Here is a 23,260-nt window from a genome sequence, read left to right as displayed (position 1 = left end):
ATTCGCGCTAAAAAACCGGGGCCCACTATTTTTTTGAGTGCGGCGGTACATGGCGACGAATTAAATGGTATTGAAATTATTCGACGCTTGATCCACGAAAAGAAACTTAAAATAACGCGAGGCACAGTTATTGCTGTTCCTATGGTTAACGTTTATGGCGTGGTTAATCAAAGTCGTTATATGCCTGACCGTCGTGATCTAAATCGCTGTTTTCCCGGCTCTGCGAAAGGCTCTTTAGCAGGGCGTGTCGCGCATATATTTCTCAATGAAATCGTTAAACATTGTGATTACGGTATCGATTTACATACCGGGGCAATTCATCGCTCAAACCTGCCACAAATTAGGGCGGATATGTCTGATCCCGATACCAAAGCCTTGGCGGAAGTGTTTGGCGTACCGGTTGTGTTAAATTCTACTTTAGTTGACGGATCGTTAAGAGAATCAGCCGTTAAAAACGAAACGAAAATACTCTTATATGAAGCGGGTGAAGCGCTGCGTTTTGATGAGTTTTCAATTCGAGCGGGCATGAAAGGTATCTTAAATGTTTTACAATATTTAGGTATGACCAGAAAAGTTGTCCGCTCTAAGAAGAAAAAACTTGTGCCTTTTATTGCTAATGGTAGTCAATGGGTGCGCGCTAACGCTAGTGGTATTGTTCATAATATTGTAAATTTGGGCGATCAGATCACTAAAGGTCAAGTGTTAGCCGAAATTGGTAGCCCATATGGTGCAATATTTGATTCGGTTAAAGCAACACGCTCAGGCATTTTAATCGGTAAGCAAAATATACCGCTAGTACAAGATGGAGAAGCTATGTTTCATGTCGCTTATTTCAGTGAAGACGATGAAGAAATCGCTGAACACATTGAAAACGTACAAGAGCAGCTTTTACCTGAAAATGACGACAGTTAGGAAACCGTATGAAAAAAGCAAATAAAGTTGTTATTGGGCGTTTAGAGTCAATAGCTTTGCCAGACTTAGCTATTGACGATTTACAAGTTCGAGTTGATACCGGCGCAAAAACGTCGTCGTTACACGTCGATAATATTACAAAAGTTATTAAAAATGGCAAGCCTTCGGTGATTTTTGATATTCATCCTGATGCGCATAATGTTGATACTATTGTTAAATGTAGTGCGCCAATTAGTGATATCAGGAAAATAAAGTCTTCTAATGGCACCGTAGAGCAACGTTACGTTATTGAAACATTAATCGTACTTGGCGAAGAAAAGTGGTCAATTGAAATAACCTTAACAGATCGCTCTGATATGAGTTATTTAATGCTGTTAGGAAGAGAAGCTTTAGGCAAACGTTTTCTTGTTGATCCATCAAAAGTTTTTTTAGGATCAAAAATAGAAAGTGAGCTAGGTTAAGCCTTATCTATACGTTTTTTATATAAAAAGCGATTCCTTGTCTGCGGTAAACACCACAAAAGATGAATCGCTGTCCGACAATCAACGTTAAAAGTAGCGCGTTATCTGCCGTCAAATAACCTAAAGATATGCAGAACATATTACCGCTACTTTGTTGTCACTAAAAGTTCCTTATTGCTCCCTGTCTGCCAAGACCTTACTTTCTAAAGTGCATATTGAGAGCGGCTGCTGAATTATTGTTGCCACTCTTTTTAACTAATATAGCTCAAGCTTTAACGAGCTCGTTATAAAAATATCTATTGATTAGTGACTATGTACTTAATTGAAAACACGTATTATAGTTATTAAAAATAATTAGAATAGGCTTCATTGACTTGTAATAATTTGGCGCATTCATTTAGAATAAGCTTTATAAGCAGTGGTTGTAGCCGCTAAATAATTAAATTAACTTGGTACTACTTTTGAATATTCCTGACTTACCTAATAATCATGCATTAGCGGTATTACTCATTACCGTATTTGCCTTATACCTCTTTCGTCGAGATGATATCCCTTTAGAAACCTCCTCTTTGGCTGTTATCGCTATATTGTGTTTGGCGTTTGCATTCTTCCCTTTTTATATAGATGGCACACATTTCGAACCTAGCTCATTATTTTTTGGCTTTGGTCATGAAGCCTTAGTGACAGTGTGTTCGTTAATGATCATTGGTCACGGTATTGTGCGTACAGGAGCATTGGAGCCCATTGGTCGATACTTGGCTAAATTATGGAAAATAAGCCCAACATTATCTTTGTTGCTAACACTCGTTTTAGCTGGAGGTTTAAGTGCTTTTATTAATAACACCCCAGTTGTGGTGCTGTTACTGCCTATCTTGATCAGTGTATCACTGCGTACTAAAACAGATTCTTCGCCAATGCTACTGCCGATGGGATTAGCAACCTTAGTTGGGGGAATGGCGACAACTATAGGTACATCGACCAATTTATTAGTGGTTAGTATTGCAAAAAATATGGGGGCGGTTGAGTTTGGGCTCTTTGATTTTATACAACCAGCACTCATTGCTTCTGTTGTTGCCGTACTCTACTTATGGCTAATTGCGCCTAAACTTCTCCCAAGCAGAACACCATCAATGCCTGATACTTCGCCACGTCTGTTTAGCGCTTATCTTAATATAAATGAAGAAAGTGTGGCTAACGAGAAAACAATTACCGAGATAATTGCTTTGACTGATGGCCAGCTAAAAATTGAGAGTATTCAGCGTGGCGCCAACTATCGGAATATAATGCCTTTGCCCGATACCGTGCTTATCGTTGGTGACCGCCTAAAAGTTCATGACTATCCAGACCGTTTAAAAGAATATGAGTCAGTATTAGGAGCCACTTTATTCTCAGGACTGCATAAAGTTGATGACGAACACCCTCTAAAAGCCGAGAAACAAACGTTGGCAGAGATTGTTATTATTGCTGGCTCGGGAGTTGAAGGGCACACTTTACAACAAGTCAATTTTATACAAAAACACAGCATATCAGTGATCGCTTTGCATCGAGCAGGTAAAGCGATGGAAATTGGTCGCAGCAGTATCGGCAATACCCGCCTGAAAATTGGCGATGTCTTACTGGTACAAGGAGAGCAAGAGCAAATTGATTTATTAAAAGCTAAACAAGGACTACTCATTATTGATGGCGCGGAGTCATTACCTCAAACAAGTAAAGCACCCATTGCCTTAGGTACCTTGTTAGCCGTAGTTGTATCGTCAGCCTTGGGTATTTTACCTATAGAAATTAGTGCGGTTTGTGGTGTACTCGTCTTGTTATTAACAAAATGTTTAAATTGGCAAGAAGCTTCATCAGCGCTTAGTACGCAAGTTATTTTAATTGTTGCCGCGTCTTTAGCGTTAGGCTCTGCAATGATGACTACCGGTGGCGCTGAGTACATAGCGCAAGTGTTTGTCGCATTATCATTTGGTTTACCACCAGGAGGTGTCTTATCGGCCCTAATGCTGTTACTCGCGATATTAACTAATATTGTTTCTAACAATGCTGCTGCTGTTATTGGTACGCCTATTGCTATTTCTGTTGCTAGCCAACTCAACCTACCAGCAGAACCTTTTATATTGGCGGTACTCTTTGGTGCTAACTTAAGTTATGCAACCCCTATGGCTTACAAAACTAACCTTTTGGTAATGAACGCCGGTGGTTATCGTTTTTCTGATTTTATGCGTGTTGGTATTCCCTTGATTATTTTAATGTGGGTAACGCTATCCTTACTGTTAAATTGGTTATATCTGTAAGATAAACAAAGCAGTCTTTTGTTTTAGGCTGCGCTAATCTTCGTTAATACACTAAAGATGAAAGATGAAAGGTGCATTGGTAAGCAAAAAGCCTCATTAATAATGAGGCTTTTTTGTAACGTTGAACTAGGGTGATGTTTGTTGTGGGGCTTATAAATAAAGCACAACTCAGCTGTTGTGCTTATTGTGTAGCTACAAAGATTAAGACCCATTACAAGACGATGTCTGTCGCTCTTTTATTTATTAATACTTTTTAAAGCTTTATTCTCAAACCATAGTTTCATAAAATCAGACGTTAATTTCTGTTCTATTTCCATCGCACTTTCAGTGGGGCAAAAAATAGTAAAAAACACCTGAGTATCACCCAGCTCAGAGGTAGCTACTTGAATGTGCGGTTTTGGACCTGCAATCTTTATATCTAAGCGGTTTTCAATAAGATGATTATAACGAACTGCCACATCTTTAAAGTCATGACAATATAAGTCTGCTTTCTCATACAAGGTATCGATAAAGTCAAAGGGATTAGCACTGTCATCACGTACGATAGTGAAATGGTGTACCGCATAACGCTTGAGGAAATTAAGATTTTTAATTACCGAAGTAATTAACTGGCTATTAGGCAAATATAACGTTTTGCCGGTATATTCATAATCATCTTTATTGACCTCTAGTAAAGTAAGTTTAGCCCAATCGGTAGAATGCACCTCACCAACATAGTTACCTACTTGTATCCAGTCACCAATACGAAAGGGTCGACTCGATAATATATAGATAAAGCCAATAAAACACTGAATAAACTCGCGAGTCGCTAATACAATTGCCACAACAAAAGCGGCAATAGAAAAGGCAAACTTTTGGATTTCTTCGGACCATAGATTAAAAAGTAAAATAATGATCAATATGGTGAAAATATTATTCACCATATTAATTTTTAATCTTTTGGTTTGTTTCGATTTTAGTTTTATAACTTTTATGATTAAATTTTTAATCAAAAATGAAGTCATCAACAGTAAAAAAGTAACAATAAATTTATATTCAAACAATAACTCGGTAAAACTGTTTAAATTGAATATTTTGTCTAACCATTCCATTATAAATATTTAACCTGTTTATTTTATATTAGGAAGCATGCCTTTAAGTAGCAAACCAAAAATGTCTGCGCCAGTAATAATACGTTTGGTTTCTCCCCAAATAAGCAATACATCGTGTTCTATCACACCATCAAAGTTTTTGTCAGTAGATGTATTCACTTTCATTTTTAGTATAGCTTCATTTAATGGTGTCGTTTCATCCGTTATCACAACAGGACGATGACAATAATTGTAAGGGTCAAAATCGCCTGGTTGATATAACGCAGCTCGTGAATAACCGTCTGCATCAAGCACGAGTAATGGGTAGCCAGCTTCATTGGTCAGTATTACCCAACTATGGTTAGTTTCATTTACCAGCATTAAAAATGGGTCATCTGGACCTTGTGTCGTTACCGGAATAATAGGTAAGTCTAACTTTGTTGGTAGGGCAATAATTGATTTAGGATCAATTATCTCACCTTCTTCAGTGACCTGTATCTCATCTAAAGCAAAAAAGTTTAACGCACCGATACCTTCAACATGATTAAGATCGGCTTCTTCTGCGGAAATGTGCTGGCGAATAATACTTCTAAGTTCACTTTCTTCAAGGTAAGTAATCCCTTCTTTGCCGAGCCAAGCATCTAAAATAAGTGCAGTTGGTTTGGCTACGGGGTAAAAAAGGAACTGATAAAAACGAATAATAGGGGCGAGCATGCTGCCCATTTTTAAGGCATTTCTTGAGAAATAAGCTTGCGGGGTAATTTCACCAATAATCGTAATGGCAATAGTTGAAAACAGAAAAGCACTGATGCCAGTAAGCACTGAATCAGAGAGCATTGTTAACAACACATTAATTCCAACATTACCCCATAATATTGTTGTTAATAAAAAATTTGAGTCGTCTCTCAGACGTAAAATAGTTTGTGCTGCTTTATTACCCTTTTTAGCTTCAACTTCTAAATGCAGGCGACTTATAGAAAAAAATGCGAGATTTAATCCTGAGAAAATGGCTGATTGAGTGATACAAAAGGCGATGGCACACCAAGTAATAATGTCAGTTGACATGTAATAATCCTAATAGGAATGTTAATAGCTTTAATTGGGTGAATTATTAACTTTACTTGCTGAGATAACAACTAATTATTTGACCTTTACTCTAAAATATTGCTTATAATGGGAAAGTTTATAACGTTTACTATCAGTTATTATTTGTAATGCTGACACCCGCATTATTTTGTAATTATACCTAAGGATTTATCATGATTAAATGTATGTTAATTTCACCCTCTGCGCCTGTTAAAATTGGTGGCGAAGAATTAGTCAGTGAATGGCAACAAGATGAAAGTACCGTGCTATGGATTGATCTTGATAAAGTCGAAAAATCTCAAGAAAAAGAAATATTCACTCAATTTGGCTGTCACCCTTTGGCTATTTTAGATGCTCAAAGAGAAAGACACCCTCCGAAAGTTGAGCTGTTCAATGATTTCATCTTTCTGCTTTACCGTGGCTTTGTTGCCAAAGAAAATAATTTAACCTTTGAACATGTACAAATCAGTATGTTTATCGGTCAACGGGTGTTAATTACCGGTCATCCTGAAAGCTCGATAGCGATAAATGCCTTATTTACTGCCAGCAGTGAAAAGTATTTAGCGAGAAGCCCAGTACACTTAGCATTGAAAATATTTCACAGTAGTTGTGGTAATTACCTACAGCAATTATTTGACTTTGAACAAAACTTAGAAAAAATTGAAGATCAATTTCAAATCAGTGGTAACGATAAAATGATGCGAGAAATCACCTCACATCGATCGAGGTTGGTTAAAATTAGAAGAACTTTTAATTACCATGTAACTGTTGGAAATACCCTAAACAGTTACCTTGAAGATGATGAAACATCTCTTATAACAGAACAAGAAATACATGCAGTAAATGACTTAAGAGAGCGACTTGATCGATTGTTGAGCCTCTCTCAAATGTATTATGATATTTGTGGCGATTTAATTAACGGTTATATGTCGGTTACTTCACATCAGCTAAACGCAACAATGAGAGTGTTAACGGTTATCACCGCTTTGTTCGTACCTTTGACTTTCCTCGCAGGAATATATGGGATGAATTTTGAATACATACCCGAACTTAAATTTGAACACGGTTACTTTACTTTACTTGGGGTGATGTCGGTTATCTCTGTTGGTCTTATTGTTTGGTTTAAGAAAAAACGCTGGTTGTAATAACCACTAATTTAATTAAAAAAAGAAGACAGATATTGAGCGATTCAAAAACACTTTATGAAGCAAAAGTCATTAACATCAGAAAAAGACAACCGATAATGGCTTGGTTACTTTCTTTAACACTGATTAGTATGGGCTATTATTTGTCAAAAACTCAGTTTTTAGGGCTAGAGTGGCTTTCTAGAAGTGGTTGTTTAATTGTTATCATTGGTGTTTGGTCAAGTATTGGCGCCATTATTGCTGAACGTGTTCTTATCAGTAAACTCAATATTCAACATCGCTTGGTATTGTCACGAGCCAAAATGAAACTCAGAAAAATCAATGTGCCAACAGAGTACATCGACAAAGAAATTGCAACGATTGAAGATGATTTTGACGATAAAATTGATGTTGTTAAAGATAATGTTAGATACCAGCTCGGTATTTTAGAAGTTTCATTGTTGATAACAGGCACCTTTATCTGGGGATTTGGCGATTTATTATTTAAAGTTAATTTTTAATGAGTAAACTATGAGTAACAACATCTGGTGGGGCGAGTTTACCTTTGATGACAGTCATGAAAAAAAATGTTGGAGCGTTGGTCAACGCGCGATACTCATAAAGCGCAAGGCAACTGAATGGAACATTTGGAATATTGAAAATCAAGAAGAAGACCAAGACATTGTGGTTTCTGCTGGCGAAAACTTTGCACTAGAAAGCGATGCTGATATCGGTCGTTTTTTAGAGAAAGCCAGCTCTGATAAAATAAAAGTATTTCCAAAATTAGCCGATCGTTCGGTTATTGCACGTCCTTCATCACCGCTAACAATTTTAGCGGGTGAAAAAGTTCAGCTGTTTATTAGTACACCTATTTGGTTTTATGCTGAAACATTTCCAAGTGCTAAATGCTTAGTTGATTTACCCTTTTGGCGTCCGTCAGATTCATGGTTTGGTAGTTCAACCATCGACGGACAATTGTGCTATGCAAAATATACCTCTGCAAAAACTAAACTTGAAGAGCTTGATTTACATCCCCACCGAGCAACAACGTCAATTACGGTGATTAATAGCCATAACAAAGAACTTATCATCAACAGGATTAATGTTCCTGTTAATTACTTACATTTATATAGTGATGATAAAAACCAACTGTGGACATCTGGCATAACCATTGAAAGAAATAATGAATCAGACGATATTGAATTAATTATAGAAAGAAGTGTTTCAGTTGAATTTCAACCCCTTACCGCGATAAGTAGTCCGCGAGAAACCTCTGAGCACGGTAAAATAATTCGCAGAATCAGTAACTTATTTGGGTAAACTTTAGTTAGGTAAATATTATATGGAAGTCATTAATGAGTTTTTTAATATGCTCAAAGCATCTCATTTATACACCTTAACACAGGCACTTATTTTATTTGTGGTCGGTTACTTTATTGCTAAAGCGCTCAGTAGCGCGATGGAAAGAATTGTTAGCAAGAAAATGACGACACACGGAGTGTTTTTGTTAAAAAGAACGGTGTTTTATACCTTGCTGGGCTTATTTGTCTTGTCGGCTTTAAAGCATATTGGTATCGACTTAACGATATTACTTGGCGCAGCGGGAATTTTTACTGTCGCGATTGGCTTTGCTTCACAAACTTCAGCATCAAATTTAATCAGTGGCATATTTTTGATGATAGAAAGACCTTTCTCAATCGGTGATGTGATTAAAGTCAATGACATCTTAGGGGAAGTTATTTCAATTGATTTATTGTCTGTTAAATTAAGAACCTTTGATAATTTATTTGTTCGAATACCCAATGAAAGCATGATAAAAAGTGCGGTCACCACCATGACAAAGTATCCCATTAGAAGAGCAGACTTAAAACTAGGAATTGCTTATAAAGAAGATATTGAAAAAGTGCGTGATTTATTATTAAAAATTGCCGAAAAAAATGTTATTTGTTTGGAAGAGCCAGCCCCTTTGTTTATTTTGACCGGGTTTGGTTCATCGTCAGTTGATATTCAATTTTCAGTGTGGTCAAGAAGAGAGAATTTTCTTGCGCTTAAAAATGAAATGTATCAGAACATTAAGAAAACATTTGATGAGCAGGGCATTGAGATCCCATTCCCGCATATCAGCCTTTATGCCGGGAGTGCAAGTAAACCTTTTAAAGTTACTATGAATGAGAGCCCGAGAAGTACGGCAGATGTTGTATCCAAAGAAGAGTAGTGACTGAATCAATGTTGAGCATTAACCTTGCTGGTTAATGCTCATTATTGATTTTACTGTTTAATAAGCAATAAATCACATGGCGGCTCATATAAAAAATTTGAGGTAGTACTTCCCACCCAAAACTTATCCAGCATGTTTCTATTAACTAGACCGATAAATAAAATATCGATATGGTTTTTGTTAATATATGACTTTAAGGCCTCTTCAGGTAAACCTTCAAGTAATTTATATTGATCCCTCTTAATGCGGAACTGATCAGCGAACTCTTTTAAACCATCTTGGTGCATCGACAATACTTTGTTTTTGTATTGGTATAAAACTGATGAAATGTAACAACAGTGGATAAGTTTCCATTTTACTGAAAGCGAATCTTCCCAGCTTTTTAAATGCTGAACAATATGTTCATCAATTTTTGCTGGCCGATCATTTTCGTGTAATGGGTCAACAGCGCCAATGGCATTGATGTTTTCTTTCCATACCTTGTCAGTTAATAATAATACGGGTGCGTTTATTTCAGTGAGAGTTTGAAAGATGGGATGTCTTTGTTTAGGTGGTGTGTCTTCTAAAATTAGCAGGCCATTATTTGTTTTTGCTAATTCAGTATTGATTGTTTTTATGTGATCTGCAGACTCTGAAACGATAATTTCAGCTTTAATTGCACTCATTTCTAATGCTTTAAGCAAGGTTTGTTTTTTCTTGTTAATCACCACTAAATCTTCATTAGCCGTTGGTGAGTCGCCAACCATGGCATGCCAATACCACCGTTGGGTAGATTTTACTTTAGCATCGATGATTATTTTAACGCGCATTTTATGAGTATTGGCGAGGTGAATAACTTTATCTAAAGTAATGCTTTTATAAAAATAACGTCCATCTATAAACCAAATTAATTGCTCAGTTATCATTCTATTCCCTCATTTTGGATGTTAGTTCCCGGGTGGGATTGACCTAATTTTGTTAAGACGGTCTGGCGACTTTGCTGAAGAAGTCAATATTGTGTAAATTTATCGTAAGGTTGAAAGTATAGATAGTTATTTCTACCTTAAAACTTTTCTATCAGCAAAACCACATAAACTGTTATGCTATGCTTTTATTTAATTACTGCAAATTTCACGGATAATCTAGCATAATGTATAGTCGTTTTTTTTTGTTCATCTTGTTTTTTTTAATCTCACCATTTGCAACATCGAACACACTTATCGTTCAACTTTCAGATAACTTATCCAGTGCAGCAAAACAAAATATTTATGCTTATCTAGGCAATTTTCCAGAGAATGACACCGAACGAACAGCATTTGTTTTTACAGCAAAAAAACAAACCTTAAATGCGCTCAAGGCACTGGGTTATTACCGTGCTGAGGTAACAAGTTCAATTGACAAGAATTTAGATAAAAATATCTGGACGCTTGGTCTTGTCGTGATACTCAATCAGCCAACAAGAATAAAACACGTGCGTATTAACCTAAGTGGTGACGCTTTAGGGGATAGTGCTTTTTCAGACATTATCAGAAAGGTGCCGATTGTCAGCGGAGATATATTACATCATGGTATTTATGAGCAATTTAAAACAGACTTGGTTTCTCTTGGCTTAGAACGAGGTTACTTTGATAGTAAGTTCATTAAAACTAATATCGCTATAAACAAAAGTTTGGATACCGCAGAGATTATTGTTCACTTTGACAGTGGACCTCGTTATCGTTTTGGTGAAATAAAGTTTAATGATTTTGATATCAATACAGATGTTTTGAAACCTTTGATTTCTTTTAAGCCAGGTGATTTTTATCAACAAACCTCACTACAAAACTTACAAAATGAACTCGATGAAACTCAATATTTTAGCAATGTTGTTGTTCGTCCTGAAACTGAGAATAGCGCGAATAACATCTTGCCAATTGATGTATCGCTGGAAAAAGCGAAACGCCATCAATTTAATTTAGGACTAGGCTACGCGACTGACACCAAAGAAAGGTTTTCTTTCGGCTGGAAAACACCGCTAGTCAACCGTTATGGGCATCGTCAAGAAACAAGGTTATCCTATTCAACCATTAATCCGACCGGGCATTTTATTTACAGTATTCCTTTGTCACACCCCAACAATGATGTGTTGCAATTACAAACTGAACTAGAAAAAAATGACTATGGGGGCTTAACCAGTCGATTTTTTTCTTTTCAAGTAGGACGTGTTTATCTAAAAGATGATATTTTACGCCAACCTTATTTAAGACACTTAGACGAAGAGTGGGAGACTGATAATGTTTATGATGATGCCAGTTATTTTATTCCTGGGTTTACTTGGTCTGATATTGATCGTGATGGTCCTTTACTCGATCCATCTAAGGGATTTAGACAATACTATAATCTAGAAGGCAGCTATGAAGGTTTATCTTCAGAAACCTCATTTTTACGTTTTAATGCGCGTTGGAAATATATTTCGCTGTTTGCTCCTAAGCACCGTATTGTCGCACGAGTAGAGCTTGGCTATGTTATTGTCGACAAAGACTTTGAAGAGGAACTGTCTCCTTCATTACGGTTTTATGCCGGAGGTGATCAAAGTATTCGAGGATTCGACTATCAATCAATTGGCCCTAAGGTGACACTTTCAGAAGGTATTAACCCAGTGAAAGAAATCGTTATTGGTGGCACTAATATGGTCGTTGCTAGTTTGGAGTACCAGTACTACTTTTCAAATACATGGCGCGGCGCACTATTTATTGATGCTGGAAGTGTTAATGATAATGACAAACTTGAACCGGTATACTCTATTGGTCCCGGTCTTCATTATATTTCTCCCATTGGGCCGATCAGGTTTGCTTTAGGGTATCCATTAAGTGAAGAAAATCCTTCATGGCGTCTTCATTTTAGTATTGGTGCTGAACTATGACTTATAAACGTGCCAGCTTCACACTTATGGGCGTGTTAACCGGTTTACTGTGTTTCTTTGCCATACTACTTTCAACGCCTTGGGGAGCTCAGTTATCACTTTATTTTGTCGGTAAGGTTTCCTCGCTGCAAGTTGAATACAAAAGTGGTGCACTTTTAGATGACTTAGCGTTACGTAAACTAAAAATTGAAAACGATAGTGCACTAATTAATGCCAGTAACATTCGTTTAAGATTGCATTTGCGCTGCCTATGGAAAAACCAGATTTGTATTGATGAACTCAGTATAGGTGCACTACAAGTCAACATAAAAGAAGCGCAGCCAGCGGAATCATCTGATCAACTTGCCGAACAAGCGATTAACTCAACCAATTTCACCTTACCCTTTAGCGTTAAACTAAAGAAGTTTTCTTTAGCACGCGCCCAAATAACAACTCAGGGGCTAGCAATAAACTTAACCGAGTTTTCTAGTGCTTTATCGGTCAAAAAGAATGTTGTGAGTAATATCGCTATTAATATAGATAATGCTCGGTTGCTTAAAGCACATATTAATTTATCTGCGGCGAAGACCTCATCACCACCGCAACCCGTGACCCCTTGGCCACTGGCATCACTGCCTAAGATGTATTTACCGGTTAAGTTAGCGCTAAAGTCGTTGGTGGTAAAAACGCTAATTGTTAATGAATTAGACAATACAGGCAGTGAAAAAACGCTAATTAATACCACAAATAATGTGGCACGTTTATCATGGTTTAAAACGCAATTATCTATTGACGAATTGTCATCAAAAGTAGCGGCAGTAGGAGCGTTTTCATTAAAAGGAAAAGTTGACTTTGTACCCCCTTATCTTGTTGATTTAGCCTTAAGTAGTTCCATTGATAACTTTGAGTTATTGCCACAACTTAGTCATTCTGAACAAAAAGTTTCACTAAAAGGTGATTTAGCTGATTTAGTAACAACGATTAGCAACGTGGGTGAATTAACACTAACCGCTAAAATGTCAGTGGATGTTACTGACGCAAACTTACCTTATAAATTGCAAGCTGATGTCAGCCAGTTTATTTTACCTGATGATATCGCTAATGTTATTACTCCATCAACCCTGTTACTAAACAGCGAAGGCGACCTTAACCGGCATGTTATTGATTTAAAAAGTAACATTAGTGGCTTTGGTTACCAAGACGCCGCGTTGGAATTACAAGCAACTTACAGCGAACAAACCTTTAAAATAAAGACCTTGTATTTTGAAGAACTCAAAGAAAATAGTCGCTTGGATATAACCGGGGAGTTGCAGATAGGCAATCGATTGTTATGGGATGTTAAGGTGAAGTCTTCGGGCATTAGCTTACCTAATATTGATCAGCGTTTATCGGGTCGACTACAGGGAAATATTTACAGTAAAGGGTTTTGGCAGGACAATGAATGGGCGTTTACGCTAACTGACTCTATGGTTAAAGGTGAAATTAATAAAATAGCTTTTAACGCAGACGGTAATGTTGATATTAACCATAAAGGTCAATTAGCGCCAAGTAAGATTAAGCTCAATTATGGTGATATAGCGCTTAACATAAAAGGGCATAGCGATACCCATTGGAATGTCGATGGCACGGTCAATGTTGGAGATAGCAGTTTATGGTTAAAGGATATTGAAAGTGGAATAGCGGCCAATATTTCAATATCTGGTCCAATTGAGCAGCCAGAACTCAATCTACAAGGTGAATTGAAAAAGTTGTTAGTGGCTAATCTTGCCAGTGATGCGATTAAGGTCGAGGTCAAATATCGACCGCTGGATAATCATCAACATCAGGTAGCGTTGAGCAGTGAGCGTATCAATTGGAACGATCACACCATCAATGGTGTTAATTTATCGAGTAGTGGCGATTTAAATCAACAAAAAGTAAAGCTAGCCTGGCTTGGCGATTCAGCGATTGACTTGTTAATTAATAGTAACTATTCACCTGTGGGGGAAGAGTGGCAAGTACAAACTGATCAGGTAAAATTTTCTATAGGTGACGATGTTTTTAAATCAAGTCAGCCACTTAATATACTTTATAACAATAGCCTTAAAACGCTTGCTGTTAACAAACATTGCTGGATTGGTGACGGCGCTCAGCTCTGTCTAAAGGACGATGCCACCTTTAAAGTAGCTCAAGACGAGTTAACGTTAGCCATTCAATTAGACACAGACCTTTTAACGCCCTTTATTCCTAAAGATATAACTGTGCGTAGCACACTAGCGGGGAATGTTGCTGTCGGTTGGCAACAAAACAAAATGCCAACCGTTAATGCTAAATTACTTATTAGTGATGGCGATATAAAGACAACTAAAGAAGGCGAATTACATCTATTACTTGAGTGGCAAAAGGGTGAATTAACGTTAAAAGTTGATAACAGCAGTGTTGCAGGAAAACTTGCTTTTTTTGCGCAAGACAGTGCTGAAATAGTCAACCTTAGCAGTACGCTTGTCTTTGCCGATAGTCGCACAATAAATAGTCAGCTTAATATTAATGAGTTTAACCTTTCACCCTTGCAAGTTTTTTTACCAGAGTTAACCTCATTGGAAGGCCTATTAAATAGCCGTTTAACTGTGAGTGGTGATTTAGATAAACCAATAATAACCGGTGACATTACGTTAACTAAAGGTGAAGCTAAGATTTTAGGAAATATTAATACCTTAACTGATCTTAATATGGCCTTAAAATTTAAAGGTCAGCAAGCCATTATTTCTGGTGGGGTAAATATTAATAATGCCTTAGCTAATCTTAAAGGGGACGTCGATTGGCAAGATGAATTGAAAGGTAATTTTGATTTTGATGGGGAATCATTAAAATTATCAGTCCCCCCGGATCTTACCATAACCGTTTCTCCTCACCTTAACGCCCAAATAAAAGCATCAGAACTGAAAATATCGGGCCGTATAGAAGTGCTCGAAGGTAAATTACTGGTAAATAAATTGCCACAAGGAAGTGTTAGCTTAAGCAAAGATGTCATTATGGTTAATGATGCAGGCGAACAAGTTGCTAATGAAAAGCCATTTGAGTTATTTACCAATGTTCGTGTGGTTATTGCTGATGCATTTAAAGTTGAAGGGCAAGGATTCATAGGTCGTCTAGGCGGTGAATTACAAGTGAGTCAGCAGGCAAATCAACCCTTACAGCTCTTTGGCAGCTTAAAGATACCAGAGGGTCGCTATCGCGCTTATGGGCAAGATTTGTCGTTAACTAAAGGTATTATTTCTTTTAATGGCACTGCGAATAACCCCTATGTCTCAATGCAAGCGACACGTAGCATTGAAAAAGAAAATATTATTGTTGGTATTGATGCAACTGGATTAGCCAACAGTTTGAATATTAAGTTGTTTTCAAAGCCAACCCTGCAACAATCTGAAACTTTATCATACTTGGTGAGAGGGCGTGGTTTAGATGCAGAAACCAGCGACAGTAATACCGCTATAGGTGTGGCTTTAGGTTCAGCGTTAACAAACTTTTCTGGTGTACTCACTCAAATAGAAAAATTACCTTTGATCAATAGAATCGAAATAGATGGAGACGATGAGCAAGCCTCCATCGCTGGCTATTTAGGTGAGCAGGTTTATATTAAATATGGGCTTGGTATAAAAGATCCTATCAATGAATTAACCGTGAGGTTTTATTTATTAAGCAGGCTATGGGTTGAAACAGTTTCTGGGCTAGAAAACTCTGCCGATATTTATTACTCATTCGACATAAAGTAAGCCGGTGACAGGTAATCGTTATTTCCTAATCCGCTCGAGAAGTTAATAAACGCTAACCTAGGTTAATCAGCATCTATTGGATTTAAACTAGGAAATAGCAGCACTTTATTACGGCCTTTGTCTTTAGCCGAGTAAAGTGCAATGTCGGCTTGTTTGTATAGTTCGTCGTAATTAGCGTTTTTCATATTACCAAACGTAACACCGATGCTTGCTGTGACTTTAGACTGAAAAGGGTGGGACATTTTTTCAATACTACTTCTGACTCTTTCTGCAAATAAGCAGGCAGAGACTTCATTACTGTTCATTAATAAAATAACAAACTCTTCTCCACCAATACGTGCAAATAAATCATCTTTTCGACACAGTCTGTTAATTTTATCAGCAATTGCCACCAATACTTCATCACCAGCATCATGACCAAAGTTGTCGTTGATATCTTTAAAATAATCAACATCAAGCAGCAAAAAGGCCATTTTTATATCTCGCCCTCTAAAGGTATCAATTTGATGCTCTAAAAAACGACGGTTACCAATGCTTGTTAAATGGTCGGTTTCAGAGGCTTTTTTTAATGTTTTGTTTGTGGCTTCCAAACGAGAGATCACCTGTTTTCTTAGCATTAATACTAGGAATAGCACTAAACTAATCAGTGAAATAACAATAACAGCAAATAGGTACATTGAAGCGTGGCGAGACTCTCGTTCGCTGATCAGTAATTCATCTTGTAGTTTTATGTAATCTCGTTCCAAGAGTAGTTGACTCTCTAATTTTTGTAATAGACCCTTTTGTGTCAACGGTTGAACTTGATTTCTTCTGTTTATGTACTCTGTTTGAATAATCGCTGCTGCTTCAAAATTTTCTTGGCTTAATTCTAATTTGGCTAAATTTTCATAAAGCGCCATTTCACTTTCCACCGATATTTTATTTTTTACCTCAACAATGCCTTTATGGTATAAATCGATGGCGGCTTTTATTTGGTTTGTTTGGATATAAATATCAGCGAGGCCTAAGTATGCTGATGCGACAGCCGGTGGATAAATACTACCTTTCTCATCGTTAATAACAAACTTATATAGAGATTCAGCCGCCGTAAAGTTTTTTAAATATTTATAAACATCAGCTAAGTTGGCTGATGCTTCACTAAAGCTAAAGTCATTGATGTAATCTTTATTTCTTAGCACTTCTTCAAGTAATTGTTGTGCTTTAAGAGGGTTATCGGATCTTAAGTAGGAGACACTTAATCCAACAGAAGCATTCATCTGCATTGCAATATCATTGAGTTCAGTGTTGATTACGATTGACTTTTTAAAATATTTAACAGCATTAGTATAATCATTTTGAGAATTAAGTACATTCCCTAAGTTATTATAAACCATCGCTAAATCTTCTTTTTGATCGCTTAATTTAGCAAACTTCAATGCTTCTATATAATATTTTACTGCATTTTTGTGATCGATAATGAGCTCGTGAAATACTCCCATTGCTCTATTAGAGACTGAGATTAAATGCACGTTCTCACTCTTATTGGCACTATTTATCGCTTGAGTGAGATGTTTGAAAGCTTCAAGGTTTAAACCTTGGTACATCTGTGATTGTCCAAGCAAGCGCAATAGTTTAGCTTTATTGAAATCACTATCTTCAATACTAGTAAAGGCTAGGGCTTGTGTTGCATAAGCGCTTGTTTCTTTTGGAGCGATATAAAGGTAATAGCTTGCCAGCTCAATTAATGGCGCTAAGCGTGCTTTATCATCTAGAGGAAGTGCTGTTAATGTTGCTTTTAATGAATCAACATTTACCTCGTTTGCTAAACTTGGTGAGGTGATAATCAGTGACAGTATCAATGCTATTAACCATTTTATCACTTTAACTCCTAGCGCTGATGTTGTCCTTAGGTTACTTTCTCATATTTTAATCAATAGATAAAACAAAAAAAAGCTAAATAACGGCCGGAAACTCATTATTCATTATTAACTCAAACTCTTCTTTATAACAAAGCACTCAGTAACGACCTTAGTGTTAATTACTGCGGGCCATTTAATTTTCAACAAAGGCGGTTAAGTTAACCAGCATGATGCTTAACTTAACCAGCATGATGCTTAACCTATTTGCTTTAATTCATTCCTATATTGATGATTGCTTTGAACGTAATGTGCTGCGCCTGCTGCGATCATCTCTTGGGTTTTTTCATCAAGTTGTTTAATTACTTTTGCGGGTGAGCCTAAGACTAAACTACCGTCTGGTATAACCATATGCTCGGTCACTAAAGCATTAGCACCAATTAAGCAGTTTTTACCAATTTTAGCGCCATTTAATACCACCGCATTGATACCAATTAAGCTCCCTTCACCTATCGTACAACCATGAAGCATTACTTTATGACCAATAGTTACATTTTCAGCAATATTAATGGGGAAGCCTTCATCAACATGTAGAATAGAGCCATCTTGAATATTAGAATTTTTCGCTATCTTCACTTGTGCTAAATCGGCTCTGATCACAACATTAAACCAAATACTGACATTTTCGCTTAAGTCTACATTTCCTATTACAGTGGCGTTTGGTGCTATAAAACAGCTTTTTGAAATACGAGGAGAAAGTTCACCTAATTGATAGATCATATCTTGATACCTTAATATTAATGTATTGATTTAATATAACTAATTAGAGATTAACAATCATTAACTTTGTCGCCTAATAATCTGTGGATTGTTGTTGGTATCTCATTAATTAACTAACTCAAAGGGATATATTCCACACTTTATCTTGAAGATTAAAATATAAGGGGAATTTTTTCGTGATTTCGAGCAGATAACATAATGAATACATTTGATTTTATGTGACTCATTAACTTCAATTTTCTATAATAAAATTTTCAATAGGTTATATTTATGTCTATTTCCATTGTATTTTATCAATGGCCAGATAGTAGATAAAAATTCTTCTTGATAGGCAAAAAATATCAATAACCGAAAGTTATAGTTACACTTTATAACGAAGAAAATTCGCCTGTTAAGATGAAGTTATTTGATAGGAGTTTATAATTTTTATTAATCTAAGTTTATGTTAATCAGCTACTTATATACTAATGAGTTCTAAATAGTAATCAGCACCAAAGATAAGTTTGGTGCCTTTAAACCGCGCAGAATCACATTGTTATGTTGATTTCGTCCGTGTTACCATTACGCTATTTTGTAGCGTTGTATTTTAGTATTCATATCTCTTATAGCTTCAGCTGTGTTCGCGGCAGAAATTGCTATTTGTTCCGCTCCGGATACGTTTTCTGATGATTGTTCTGATACGTTTATCAAATTTATATTTATTTCTCTAAGTGCAGATGCTTGCTCTTGAGTGCTTATAGAAACAGAGTCTGTGACAGATTGAACGCTTTCAATTTGAGTGGTTATTTTACTTAAAGCGACCTTTATTAATTCTGATTGCTCTGCCGCGAGTGACGCGTTTTCTTGCCCTTGATCTATAACACGAAATGCGTTTGTAGAATCATTCTGTAACTCAGTAACAATTTGTCCAATTTCATCTGTAGATGCTTGAGTTCTACTCGCAAGTCCTCTTACTTCATCTGCAACAACAGCAAAACCTCTTCCTTGTTCTCCTGCTCTTGCCGCTTCGATAGCAGCGTTAAGTGCCAATAAGTTTGTCTGTTCAGCGATACTCCTGATCATATCGACCATTAAGGAAATACTTCCAACACGTTCATTTAGGGAATGAATCGCTTTAGAGGATTGACTCATATCATCTGATGCCTGTTGAATTACCTCAACAGCCTTATTAACAGTCTCTTGTCCTTCTTGTGCGTTTTTAACAACTTCTGACACTGACTCAGCGTTACCTTCCATTGATTCAGCAATTAAAGCAATATTGACACTCATTTGTTCAGCTGCAGAAGCCATTGTTTCTAAAGCCTCCTTTTGGTGTGTTAAGTTTACTTGACTCTGATGAATGGCGGCTGATGTTTCATCAGTCGCTGTCATAATGTTACTTGATGTAAACGAAAATTCTTTTAAATCGGTGCTGAAAAGCTGAGTTAACTTATTAATGTCAGTTGCTGCTTTACCTAATTCATCGGAGCTGGTCACTTCAATTTCATGGTGCAAGTTTCTATCATTAATGGCAATTTGAATGCCTTTTGCAATATGTATTGATTGTAAATGGCGAGTTTTAATTGTCAGGTATAACGCTATTGTTATAAATACCCCGAAAGCCAATATTAATAATTCCACAACGAGAATAACAACGGCTTCTTTTTGAATGCGAACAGCAGAGTTATCAACTATATTTAAAGCCTTTTCTTCCAGTTTTTTCAGTTCGTTTATTCTTTTTGTCGCTAAATCAAACCAGGTGTCTGCTTGGATGGAGAAATTATTATTAATTGTTGCAAGGTCATTTCTTACTTTCAAAACATCAACATTAACAGGCGACTTCAAAAAAGTGGAAAATAAATCAAAAATCTCTGCAGGAGCAGCTTCTAAAGAATGCTCTAAGCCGACTTCTTGCCTAGTTATTAATTGGGTATGACGAGTTCTTAATGCTGGCGTGAACTCTCCGTTTGCAAGCACATTAGACAACACGGCTCTTTCTATTCCCGCGTACTCTTTTGCGTAGGAAAAATTATAAATGGAGAATAATTCGAGTAAAATTATTGGGTCATTACTTAACTTAGATGCACTACCAACGCTGTGTAAGCCGAGTTTATTTATATTGCTATAAAATTGTAGAGCGTCAGGTAAATTAATATTGTTATTGTCAATATCTCGGCGGGTCTCAGCTAAATCAGAGAATGGTCTGAGAAAATCAGCAAAAACAGCTTGCATACTCATCGATAAGTCCCAATTTTTACTGTCCTTGCGCAGCTGAGCGAGTGTTTCATCAACGTTGCTACGTTGCAGTTTCATTTTTGATGAAAACTGTTGACCTTTCGACCCGATAAAGCCTGCTGTCGCGCCTCTTTCTTTTTGTACTTCATGCACTAACGATAGTACACCATGAGACATAAATGCATTGTATTCAGTGTCATAAGCATTTTGCATTCGATTATATGAATGATAAACGTCATAGGAAATTACGCCACCGAGCAAAACACAGGGTAATAGAACTAATAAACTGAGATGTGACGACAAGTACCTTACAATTTTTTTCATAACGTTTTTACACCCAAAACAAATCATTCAATAGATTTAATACGAAGTTAAATTAATCTTAGATCATATTACTAAATTTCACCCATCAATTAGTTACACTTTATAGATTAGCTTTACTCATTCAATGTTATGCGTATCAGTCGTACTTTCTGCCGTTGTTAATTACTATCTAGGGTCTATATTTTCGCCTGATTTTTATTAGACCATCTAGCATAACTAAAACACTTTGGTTTGTTATTTTGTATATCTGGGGTATTAATATTAAGAGGCCAAACACCCACTTCACCTATTTTATATTAAATGCTAATGGGATAACTTCTTTAGCAATATCAAAGTAAATAGGGTGGGGCTTCACATTACTGTCTGGGCAATCCTGCCCACAAGTCTCTTAAAAAGAGTCGGTTTTTTAGGTAGAAATGGTCAAACGTAATACTCCTTAATTGGTGCTGTACTTTTATCAAAATCAGAAAATTTAAACGTAATTATATTGTGTAAGTTTTTCAGATTATTAACGTTTTTATTTAATGTACACTAGGATTTTTATTGTTAGTCATGCCATTCATAGTGTAGTAGATGTCGTTAATCGCAATTAGCTTTTATCACCAATGTTAAAGGGATAACTTGAAGCTAAGTTTTTTATTTACATTACTTTTTGAGGTTTAGCATATGAAGCTTTTATTAGCGTGCTTTTGGCTTGTTACGTTAGCAGTTTGTGTTAAAGCAAATTCAGTAGAGCGCAGTGAATATACAATGGCCAGTGACGGTCCTTTGCCTATATCTCAGCAGGGTTTAACACTTGACCATGCCGATTTATACTTTCGTATTTTTCCTAAACAAAAAACTATTTCAGGCAAAGGCGTTTTAACCCTTTACAGTCAGCGTGCAATGGGGCAGGTAGGCATAAATCTCGATAATTTTTTTACTATAGAACAAGTGCTGGTAAACGATGTGTTGATAGACAAAGCACAATACAGCAACCTTGAAGGGCTCCTGGTGATAAATCTTACAACCCCGCTAAAGGGCCAGTTTATCGTCGAAGTACAATATTCTGGTTCGCCGCGCGAAGCGGTAAGAGCCCCTTGGGATGGAGGCTTTGTGTGGTCTAAAACATCGACAGGGAAAGACTGGATAGCTACGGCTGTGCAGGGTGAGGGTTGTGATTTGTTTTGGCCTTGTATCGACAACCCTGTTGGTGAGCCTAAAACAACCACAATGCATATTACTGTGCCTAAAGGTTTGGTTGCTGCTGCTAACGGAAAGTTAATTTCGGTAACAGAAAATGATACGACTAAAACGTATCATTGGCATAGTTTATCGCAACTAAACACTTATGGTGTCGCCATTAATATTGCACCGTATGAGGTCATTAAAACCACATTTGATAGCCAGTACGGCAATAGTATCCCTGTTGAGTTTTACCATTTACCCGAAAACAAAATGAAAGCGCAGCGTTTGACACAAGAGCTTATTGATATAACAACATTCTTTGAGAGAAAGATCGGGCCATATCCTTTTGCTCAAGACAAAATTGGGATAGCAGAAACCCCACATTTAGGGATGGAGCATCAAACCATTAATGCCTATGGTAACAAGTACCAAGCCGACAAATATGGGTTTGATTGGTTGCTTTTCCATGAGTTTGCCCATGAATGGTTTGCTAATCAACTAACCAATAAAAATGCCGATGCTATGTGGCTACATGAAGGTTTTGGCGCCTATATGCATCCGCTATATGAACAGTATCTCCATGGCGAAGTTGCTTATATGGCTCACATGTACGACATGCGTTTGAAAATACGAAATAAAGCTCCTATTGTGAGTAAAACATTGCAAACCGTAGAAGGGGTTTATGAAGAGGAAAAAGGCGGGCCAGGTGCCGATATATACGCTAAAGCGCCTTGGGTACTACATACATTACGTAACCTTATTGGTGATGAGGCTTTCTTTAGTGCAACAACTGAGCTCGTATATGGTGTTGCTGAGCCAAAACCAGGGCGGTTCAAGCCAGTACTGGCTGATACAGATGATTTTCTTAGTATTGTCAATCGTTTAACCGGTCAAGATTATCGCTGGTTTTTTGATGTGTATTTTTATCAGGCTCAATTACCTAAAGTGATTGAAAAAAGAACTGAAAATAGTCTGACGTTGCAATGGCAAATAGCGCATGATTTATTTTTTCCATTACCGTTGGAAGTATCAGTTAATGGTCTTGAGTTCAAATGATGGATGCAACACATAGATTAAAATTCTCTGCTGGTGTTTCATATTCTAACGTCTTTCTTGGTCTTTCGTTAAGTCTTCTCGCAACACTGCTTAACTTTTGTTGGCTGTGT

At 36.8% G+C, this 23,260-nt stretch carries 16 protein-coding genes; 10 read left to right on the top strand and 6 right to left on the bottom strand.

Translation table 11 applies throughout. The features are described from left to right. The 3 genes from H4J75_RS18795 to H4J75_RS18785 all read left to right on the top strand — a co-directional run. Positions 1-912, top strand: a 912-nt coding sequence (locus H4J75_RS18795) for a succinylglutamate desuccinylase/aspartoacylase family protein (RefSeq protein WP_182216525.1), incomplete at its 5' end; no start/stop codon positions are given. Positions 913-920: 8 nt separating this feature from the next. After that, positions 921-1,373 (top strand): RimK/LysX family protein, encoded by a 453-nt coding sequence (locus H4J75_RS18790; RefSeq protein WP_182222952.1) that lies wholly within the window; start codon positions 921-923, stop codon positions 1,371-1,373. Positions 1,374-1,834: 461 nt separating this feature from the next. After that, complete coding sequence (locus H4J75_RS18785; RefSeq protein WP_182216528.1) at positions 1,835-3,664, top strand: SLC13 family permease; 1,830 nt, start codon at positions 1,835-1,837, stop codon at positions 3,662-3,664. A 236-nt stretch (positions 3,665-3,900) separates the two neighbouring features. Here H4J75_RS18785 and H4J75_RS18780 read toward each other — a convergent pair whose 3' ends face one another. Together H4J75_RS18780 and H4J75_RS18775 are read right to left on the bottom strand one after the other, a co-directional pair. Then, positions 3,901-4,587 (bottom strand): mechanosensitive ion channel family protein, encoded by a 687-nt coding sequence (locus tag H4J75_RS18780; RefSeq protein WP_404842429.1) that lies wholly within the window; start codon positions 4,585-4,587, stop codon positions 3,901-3,903. Between the two features lie 186 nt (positions 4,588-4,773). Then, entirely contained in the window at positions 4,774-5,799 is a 1,026-nt protein-coding gene (locus tag H4J75_RS18775; RefSeq protein WP_182216531.1) for a DUF21 domain-containing protein, read from the bottom strand. A gap of 194 nt (positions 5,800-5,993) precedes the next feature. On the opposite strand from H4J75_RS18775, the gene H4J75_RS18770 reads away from it, so the two are divergent. From H4J75_RS18770 to H4J75_RS18755, 4 genes are read left to right on the top strand one after another with little or no spacing between them, the layout of a single operon-like run. Next, positions 5,994-6,965 carry a magnesium transporter CorA family protein gene (locus H4J75_RS18770; protein ID WP_182216533.1) on the top strand — a complete coding sequence of 324 codons (972 nt, stop codon included), beginning with the start codon at positions 5,994-5,996 and terminating at the stop codon, positions 6,963-6,965. A 35-nt stretch (positions 6,966-7,000) separates the two neighbouring features. Then, entirely contained in the window at positions 7,001-7,465 is a 465-nt protein-coding gene (locus H4J75_RS18765; protein WP_182222951.1) for a hypothetical protein, read from the top strand. A 10-nt stretch (positions 7,466-7,475) separates the two neighbouring features. Further along, complete coding sequence (locus H4J75_RS18760) at positions 7,476-8,264, top strand: hypothetical protein (RefSeq protein ID WP_182222950.1); 789 nt, start codon at positions 7,476-7,478, stop codon at positions 8,262-8,264. Positions 8,265-8,286: 22 nt separating this feature from the next. Continuing rightward, on the top strand, positions 8,287-9,159 hold the full coding sequence (locus H4J75_RS18755; RefSeq protein ID WP_182222949.1) for a mechanosensitive ion channel family protein: 873 nt from the start codon (positions 8,287-8,289) through the stop codon (positions 9,157-9,159). Between the two features lie 53 nt (positions 9,160-9,212). Here the strand turns inward: H4J75_RS18755 and H4J75_RS18750 are convergent, their stop codons facing one another. Further along, positions 9,213-10,067, bottom strand: coding sequence for a universal stress protein (locus tag H4J75_RS18750; RefSeq protein ID WP_182222948.1), 855 nt, complete (start codon positions 10,065-10,067; stop codon positions 9,213-9,215). A gap of 224 nt (positions 10,068-10,291) precedes the next feature. On the opposite strand from H4J75_RS18750, the gene H4J75_RS18745 reads away from it, so the two are divergent. Then, positions 10,292-12,043, top strand: a complete 1,752-nt coding sequence (locus tag H4J75_RS18745; protein WP_182222947.1) for an autotransporter assembly complex family protein — start codon at positions 10,292-10,294, stop codon at positions 12,041-12,043. Continuing rightward, positions 12,040-15,774, top strand: coding sequence for a translocation/assembly module TamB domain-containing protein (locus tag H4J75_RS18740; protein ID WP_182222946.1), 3,735 nt, complete (start codon positions 12,040-12,042; stop codon positions 15,772-15,774). The genes H4J75_RS18745 and H4J75_RS18740 overlap by 4 nt, the downstream gene beginning before the upstream one ends. A gap of 62 nt (positions 15,775-15,836) precedes the next feature. On the opposite strand, the gene H4J75_RS18735 is transcribed toward H4J75_RS18740, so the two are convergent. The 3 genes from H4J75_RS18735 to H4J75_RS18725 form a co-directional block, all read right to left on the bottom strand. After that, a complete protein-coding gene (locus tag H4J75_RS18735; RefSeq protein ID WP_182222945.1) occupies positions 15,837-17,633 on the bottom strand; it encodes a diguanylate cyclase domain-containing protein in 1,797 nt (598 codons plus the stop codon). A gap of 234 nt (positions 17,634-17,867) precedes the next feature. Beyond that, a complete protein-coding gene (locus tag H4J75_RS18730) occupies positions 17,868-18,389 on the bottom strand; it encodes a gamma carbonic anhydrase family protein (protein ID WP_182222944.1) in 522 nt (173 codons plus the stop codon). A gap of 561 nt (positions 18,390-18,950) precedes the next feature. Beyond that, positions 18,951-20,927, bottom strand: coding sequence for a methyl-accepting chemotaxis protein (locus tag H4J75_RS18725; protein ID WP_182222943.1), 1,977 nt, complete (start codon positions 20,925-20,927; stop codon positions 18,951-18,953). 666 nt (positions 20,928-21,593) lie between these two features. On the opposite strand from H4J75_RS18725, the gene H4J75_RS18720 reads away from it, so the two are divergent. Beyond that, positions 21,594-23,150 carry a M1 family metallopeptidase gene (locus H4J75_RS18720; RefSeq protein WP_182222942.1) on the top strand — a complete coding sequence of 519 codons (1,557 nt, stop codon included), beginning with the start codon at positions 21,594-21,596 and terminating at the stop codon, positions 23,148-23,150. The last annotated feature ends 110 nt before the right edge of the window (positions 23,151-23,260 follow it).

It is taken from the genome of Colwellia sp. BRX10-1 (assembly GCF_014077545.1).
GTDB lineage: Bacteria > Pseudomonadota > Gammaproteobacteria > Enterobacterales > Alteromonadaceae > Colwellia_A.
This window is presented reverse-complemented; position numbering and strand designations above follow the sequence as displayed.

What these genes read in the sequence shown, in the direction of transcription:
- H4J75_RS18730 (WP_182222944.1), bottom strand. Translation starts at nt 18,389, where the DNA reads ATGATCTATCAATTAGGTGAACTTTCTCCTCGTATTTCAAAAAGCTGT.
- H4J75_RS18770 (WP_182216533.1), top strand. Translation starts at nt 5,994, where the DNA reads ATGATTAAATGTATGTTAATTTCACCCTCTGCGCCTGTTAAAATTGGT.
- H4J75_RS18725 (WP_182222943.1), bottom strand. Translation starts at nt 20,927, where the DNA reads ATGAAAAAAATTGTAAGGTACTTGTCGTCACATCTCAGTTTATTAGTT.
- H4J75_RS18745 (WP_182222947.1), top strand. Translation starts at nt 10,292, where the DNA reads ATGTATAGTCGTTTTTTTTTGTTCATCTTGTTTTTTTTAATCTCACCA.
- H4J75_RS18750 (WP_182222948.1), bottom strand. Translation starts at nt 10,067, where the DNA reads ATGATAACTGAGCAATTAATTTGGTTTATAGATGGACGTTATTTTTAT.
- H4J75_RS18720 (WP_182222942.1), top strand. Translation starts at nt 21,594, where the DNA reads ATGAAGCTTTTATTAGCGTGCTTTTGGCTTGTTACGTTAGCAGTTTGT.
- H4J75_RS18740 (WP_182222946.1), top strand. Translation starts at nt 12,040, where the DNA reads ATGACTTATAAACGTGCCAGCTTCACACTTATGGGCGTGTTAACCGGT.
- H4J75_RS18755 (WP_182222949.1), top strand. Translation starts at nt 8,287, where the DNA reads ATGGAAGTCATTAATGAGTTTTTTAATATGCTCAAAGCATCTCATTTA.
- H4J75_RS18775 (WP_182216531.1), bottom strand. Translation starts at nt 5,799, where the DNA reads ATGTCAACTGACATTATTACTTGGTGTGCCATCGCCTTTTGTATCACT.
- H4J75_RS18790 (WP_182222952.1), top strand. Translation starts at nt 921, where the DNA reads ATGAAAAAAGCAAATAAAGTTGTTATTGGGCGTTTAGAGTCAATAGCT.
- H4J75_RS18780 (WP_404842429.1), bottom strand. Translation starts at nt 4,587, where the DNA reads ATGGTGAATAATATTTTCACCATATTGATCATTATTTTACTTTTTAAT.
- H4J75_RS18760 (WP_182222950.1), top strand. Translation starts at nt 7,476, where the DNA reads ATGAGTAACAACATCTGGTGGGGCGAGTTTACCTTTGATGACAGTCAT.